Annotated in this window: 5 protein-coding genes; 3 read left to right on the top strand and 2 right to left on the bottom strand. The window is 34.9% G+C overall.

The window, feature by feature from the left end; all coding sequences use genetic code 11:
• The first annotated feature begins 143 nt into the window (after positions 1-143).
• The 3 genes from IGQ45_14410 (at position 144) to IGQ45_14400 (ending at position 2,700) form a co-directional block, all read left to right on the top strand.
• Positions 144-599, top strand: a complete 456-nt coding sequence (locus IGQ45_14410) for a DUF29 domain-containing protein (GenBank protein ID MBF2058366.1) — start codon at positions 144-146, stop codon at positions 597-599.
• 117 nt (positions 600-716) lie between these two features.
• Positions 717-1,490: an ABC transporter permease gene (locus tag IGQ45_14405; protein MBF2058365.1), complete on the top strand. Its 774-nt coding sequence runs from the start codon at positions 717-719 to the stop codon at positions 1,488-1,490.
• Positions 1,491-1,551: 61 nt separating this feature from the next.
• Positions 1,552-2,700, top strand: coding sequence for a HAMP domain-containing histidine kinase (locus tag IGQ45_14400; protein MBF2058364.1), 1,149 nt, complete (start codon positions 1,552-1,554; stop codon positions 2,698-2,700).
• Between the two features lie 354 nt (positions 2,701-3,054).
• Here the strand turns inward: IGQ45_14400 and gshA are convergent, their stop codons facing one another.
• Positions 3,055-4,209, bottom strand: coding sequence for a glutamate--cysteine ligase (gshA, locus tag IGQ45_14395; protein MBF2058363.1), 1,155 nt, complete (start codon positions 4,207-4,209; stop codon positions 3,055-3,057).
• Between the two features lie 222 nt (positions 4,210-4,431).
• The gene (locus tag IGQ45_14390; protein MBF2058362.1) at positions 4,432-6,015 is read right to left on the bottom strand and encodes a glycosyltransferase family 39 protein; all 1,584 of its coding nucleotides are present in this window, start codon (positions 6,013-6,015) and stop codon (positions 4,432-4,434) included.
• Positions 6,016-6,270 lie beyond the last annotated feature (255 nt).

Here is a 6,270-nt window from a genome sequence, read left to right as displayed (position 1 = left end):
TTGTTGTACAAGAGTCTATGGAGGGAAGGGTTTTAAACCTGAAACCTGCTACCTGCTACCTGAAACCTCCCTTAACATTTGAATCAGTGCGTAACGTCAGTAATATAAGAATTATTAGTTACCAAGTTAAAAGCTAAAATGATATGGCTGTAACAGATAAAATAAACTTAAAAGAATTGTACGAAATTGATGATAATTTATGGCTAGAAGAAACTGTAATTTTATTAAAAGAAAACAGGTTAAATGAATTGGATTTGGAGAATTTAATTGAGGAGCTAGAAAGTTTGGCAAGGCGAGATAAATTAGCCATGGGAAGTTTATTAGAACAAGTAATTAGGCATTTACTTTTAATAGAATATTGGCATGATGAAAGAGAAATAAATTATCGTCATTGGCGTTCTGAGATTACCAGTTTTCGAGGACAATTAAATAGGCGTATGACGACGAATCTTGGTAATTATTTAGTTGAAAATTTCGATAGTATTTATAGCTATGGTAGAAAATATGTAATTGATAAATCAGGGCTAGACACTTTTCCTCAATATTGTCCTTATACTTTAGATCAATTATTGGATGAGGATTGGTTTCCTTCTCGGTAATATTTTGCAGAAGGTGGAGTGTATTTCTGGAGAAGTATATGGATAAACTCAGAAAATCAGTTAAAATCAACTTTTGATAGTTAAATTGTCATTAGAGTTAAGTGATCTAACACAGTCATGAATATTGTAAGGATACGGGCGCTGGTAGTAAACGGCTTTCGAGAAGTTATCAGAGATAGAATACTTTATGTTATTGGGTTATTTGCTCTTGTAATTATTATTGCTTCCCGTATATTGCCATCTATTGCTGTTAGCGCTGATGAAAAAATACTACTAGACTTTGGCATTGGCGCCATTGATTTATTAGGAGTTGTTGTCGCCATTTTTGTTGGCACAGGATTGATTAACAAGGAAATTGAAAAAAAAACTGTCTTAATCTTAGTACCAAAACCGATCAAAATTAGTGAGTTTATCATCGGTAAACACATCGGTTTAGTGGCTGTATTAACGGTTTTAGTTGCCATCATGACAGTGATTTATTTAGCTGTCAGCGCCCTCTCCGGGGTTGATATACCCTTGTCTAGCCTATTAATTGCCATTTTTTATATTATTGTCGAATTAGCTCTAATTACGGCGGTAGCCATTACCTTTGGAGTTTTTACTAGCTCGATTTTAGCGACATTATTAAGTTTTGGGGTTTATATCATGGGTAATTTAAGCCGAGATTTACTAGAATTGGGCAAAATTACCGAAAATGAAAGTATCCAAGCCATTACAAAAACCTTATTTCTTATTTTGCCAGACTTACAAAGATTGAATTTGAAAAATGAAGCAGTTTACAACATACTACCAGCTACGGGAGAACTAATTGGTAGTTTAATTTACGCCATAGTATATATAATTTTATTATTAACCATTAGTATGGTCATTTTTTCTCGCCGACAATTTTAGCGGTTAGATTTTAAATTATGACATTGCTGATTTTGCAGATAATTTCTGGTTAGGGTGGGCAATGGTGACTGATTATTTAACAATTCATCAAAAATTATTACTAAGTTTAGAGTGTCACAGTATTAATCTTTTTTTTCAAGAGATTGAAAACATTTTTAAGAAATACTATGGCATTAATCAAGTTATTGTCGCTAACATAAACTATCAGCAATTATTAAATATTATTTTTATTTCTGAAACTATTAGACATCATAAAAAATCTTTACAACTAGAAATTAATGATTATTTCAACAATAACCACGAAAAAGAAAATTGTGACCAGATATACTTATCATCAATAGAGTTATTTAGCATCAAGTTAGCATATCAAAACCAATATTTAGGATGGTTATTAGTCTCTAATTATGGTGAAAAAAAACAAAATTTTGAACCACAATTGATTGAAATAATCAAAAAATATACATCCCTATTTATTTATCATCAAGATATTAAGAATAAAGAAAAGAAAATTAAACAAATTCAGCAAAATCAAAGCGAATATCTATCAAAAATGAATCACGAATTGAGAAGCCCCATTGCTTCCGTCATTGGATTTGCCAAGATGCTTCGTCAACAATTATACGGAGAATTAAATCCTAAGCAATTACAATATGTTAATGCTATTTATGAAGCTGGAAGTTATCTATTGGAATTAATTAATGATTTGTTAGATCTTGCTAAGTTAGATGCTCAAAAAGAAGAATTATTTATTGAAAAATTTTTGGTTAGGGAATTATGTGAGTCTTGTTTATCTTTAGTAAAAATTAGAACTTCTGACGTAAATTTACAGTTAAATTTATCCATTGATGAAAGTGTCAAATATTTAGAAGCTGATAAAAGAAAAGTTAAGCAAATTTTAGTAAACTTATTGACTAATGCTATCAAATTTACTGAAAAAGGATCAGTAACACTAAGAGTAATTGTAGAAAATAAATTGATTAAATTTCAGGTAATTGATACGGGAATAGGGATAAAATTAACAGACCAAAAAAAATTATTTCAACCCTTTACACAAATTATTAATCACTTACAACCCCAACAAAAAGGCACTGGATTAGGGTTAATGATTTCCAGAGAATTGGCAATACTTCACGGCGGTGATATAACTTTAGTTTCTCAAGAGTGGGAAGGTAGTTGTTTCACTCTTTCATTACCTATTACTAGGGATTGATTATTGGTGTTTTTGGAATAATTAGGTGGTGCTAAAAAAGTATTTTGATGAGGGTGGGTGTCAGGTGTCGGGTGTCGCGGTGTTAGGTTAAAGAATTGACAAGAAACTTATGTTTATTGATCTTTTTCTTGTACAAGAGTCTATGGAGGGAAGGGTTTTAAACCTGAAACCTGCTACCTGAAACCTTCCTTAAATTGAACTAAGATGTTGATATTACTAATTTGTAAATGATCGCGCAGCGGCAGCCTTCGGCTGATCAAACCGACTTGATATAATTTATTCGACAAACCGGAAATAACTCATTGTCAATTATCAATTATCCATTCTCAATTTTTCCACGCACTCCACCGTTAATTAAGCAATTACCACTTGTTGACAGAGTTTATCAGAAAATTCTATTTCTTGTAAATAAGTTAATTGGATGGCTTCCGTGATAATTTCTTTAACAGCCATACCTTGTTCATATTTTTTTAACCACTGTTGGGCTTGATTTCCTTCCTCTAAAATTTTATAGGTAGGGCTGAGGAAACAACCAAAACCTTTTGCTTTGGCGAGGGGAAATAATTCGGGCAAAAGTTGCTCTAACCATTGTCGGGCGGTAATTTCTCTGCCGTCATACCAATGATAAAGGATAGCATCTAAGCTATTTTTACTAACCGCTTGTTCGTTATATTTAGTGATTTTCAGTAATTCTGCTTCTAAATCCCCCGTCTTAATAATACTTTGTTGTAACGGGTCTAGGGTATCATCTTCTAAAATTTGAAATATTCTTGCTTCTAATATAGCGGTGATGGCGAGTAAGTGAATGGGATTTAAAACTAGGTCACAAATCCTTAATTCTAAGCGGTTGAGACTATAGGGGCGATTATCTCCATTTGGTCTTACAGAAGACCACAAATGTCTTACATTTTGCATTGTACCTAATTTTAGTTGTTCTTCTGTCCAGCGCGCGAAGCCGTGGTGATCAGCGAAAAGTGGTACACTCAAGGGAGTTTGGGGAAATAGTTGCCAACGGGTGGAATGGTAGCCAGTTACTTTGTTATCGAGGAAGGGAGACGAGGCACTCAAAGCAAGGAGGAGGGGCGCTTCAAGGCGGATTAAGCGATAGGCTTGGATGAGTTTTTCTGTGTCTTCGATACCGATATTGATATGAATACTAGCGGTAACAATTTTAGTATGATAGGTTGCTTCAATATAATCATGGTAGTGATTGTCAGGATCAGAGCGATAAAATTTATTACTATCACCAAGGGAAAGGGTGCTACCCGGTACGATGGTATAATCCCCAAGAGATTGTAAATAGTGGCGTAAATCTCGGCGCGGGCGCAACAAAGCACATAACAGGCGCTCGTAATTGCAGAGGGGCGCTGTAGTATATTCTACGTTACGGTTGTCAGGTTCGCGCACAAAACCGGGTACATCTCGGACGATTTGGCTTGATAAACCCACCACTTCCCCTTGTTGTGTGCCTGTATAGACTTCAACCTCGAATCCCTTTGATAATAGCAACGTTTTGCCTCAACCATTTTCAAATATTCATTATATCAAACAACAAGCAAAGGGCAAGGGGCAAAGGGCAAAGGCTAAAAAAGGGCAAAGGGCAAAGGTTAAAAGAGCAACTTATGAAAAATGATTATTATGGCAAAGTTCTTAATTTATAAGCATTTCACCGCGACACCTGACACCTGAAGCCTGACACCTCCCCTCACCAAAATACTTTTTCAGCACCACCTAATTAGGGATAGTTTGAAAATTTTTCCCTTCATAAACATAAACGGTTTCGGTAACTGCCCCAGCGCGCTTCACCGTTATCTCAGTAATACGGTTAAAATCAGCAAAATAATTAGCAAATTCTTGGTTAGCTTCTTCATCACTACCAAAAGTTTCGGTAGTAATATAAAGGGCATTTTTGCCTAAAAATTGCTGGAGAGGAAGCCAAAAACTAAAACCGCGCGCATCATTACTAAAGCAAGTTACGGGCATATCTTTAGTTGCTTCATTTTGAGCCAATGCCATGGCTAAATAACCGCCTAAATAATAGACATTGGTAAACACAAAATCACTGTTATTAATTACCTGTTGAAATTGTGGCGATGATTGAAATTCTCGCCCTAATTGTACCACGTCCAAAAGTTCATTGGAAGGATCATTTTCAGGGCTAATGAAACCGATGGGAAAAGGATACTGATTAGGATTTTGTAATAATCCTGTTGTAAAATGTAGTAAACCAATTAATAAAAGAGTGTTAATCATTCCTCCAGAGATAATTAACCAATTTTTCACCCGTCGGGGAAATTCTCTCGTCCAAACGCTGGTATAGTAGCCTAATAATATTGTCATACTCCAAAACCCAGCTAATGCCCATGTGGGTAATATTTGTGTTACCGCACCTAACAAGGTAAAACCCACCATCAGAGGTAATGAAAACCAGAGGATTAATTGACTGGGGTAGTGAGGGCGCTGTAAAATTTCCATCAATGTTGCTTTAATGGCAATCCACCACAAGGGAAAACCAAAACTAGGAAATAAATAACCTACCGTTGCTAAAAAATACACTAAGAAATTAAGTAGATTAATATGTCTTTCTCCCCCCTCAAAACGCCCCGATAATTGAAAACCGAGAGAAATCCAATCATGTTGCCAATTCCAATACCAGAGGGGAAATAATATCACCACAAATGATAATAAACCCCACCATAGCCACACAGACTTAAATACTTGCCGATGGTGAGGGGCGCTGAGACAAAAACCAATTAAACTAAAGCCAAGAGTAAAACCATGATATTTCCCCAAACAAGCGCCCCCCACCGCTACACAAATTAAAATTAAACGATAACTAGGCTGATATTCTCTCTGTCTAAAAAATTCCTCACTGGCAAAATATAACGTTAAAGTCCAAAAAAACATCAAAGGCACATCGGGAAGAGTTAACACCCCAAAAGCGATATTAAAAATCGGGATGAGAGAAGCAATAAGTAACGTAAAATAACCAGCTTGAGGATTAAATAATTTTTTTGCCGTCAAATATAGTAAATATAAACTAACAGTATGTAAAATTAAACAGCCTATTCGTATAGTGAATTGATTAACTATGCTTGTTAACCAAACCCCGATACCCGTAGTAAATGCCACTAACAGAGGATGATCAAAATAACTCCAATCAAGGTATTTGCTATATAGATAATAGTAGGCTTCGTCATAACCCGGCGGTAAAAAAGAAGCAATTATCGTGCGCCAAATTAAACCAATGCCAAGAATCCAGATAACTTGCTCATTGATTTTTCGATCTTTTCGATTGACATTAATATCCTTCATCAAAATAGTCAAAGTGGAGTTTTTATACTGTAATTCATTACAAAGTATACTTTATTATTTTGTGGTCATAAAGATTATCAACAAAAGCACCGTTCATTTTTTCTGTTACCTTAAAAATAGACAATGTCCCGGTAATAGAATAAATAGAGGCGTTGCATCATTGCAGGATGATATGCAATTTTCTGATAGGTTGAAACAACTGTAATATTAAAGGCGATGACCTTTTTAAAATAAGTGACAATCTCTCATAAACTT

The organism is Cyanobacterium sp. T60_A2020_053 (assembly GCA_015272165.1).
In the GTDB taxonomy this organism is placed as follows: domain Bacteria; phylum Cyanobacteriota; class Cyanobacteriia; order Cyanobacteriales; family Cyanobacteriaceae; genus Cyanobacterium.
This window is presented reverse-complemented; position numbering and strand designations above follow the sequence as displayed.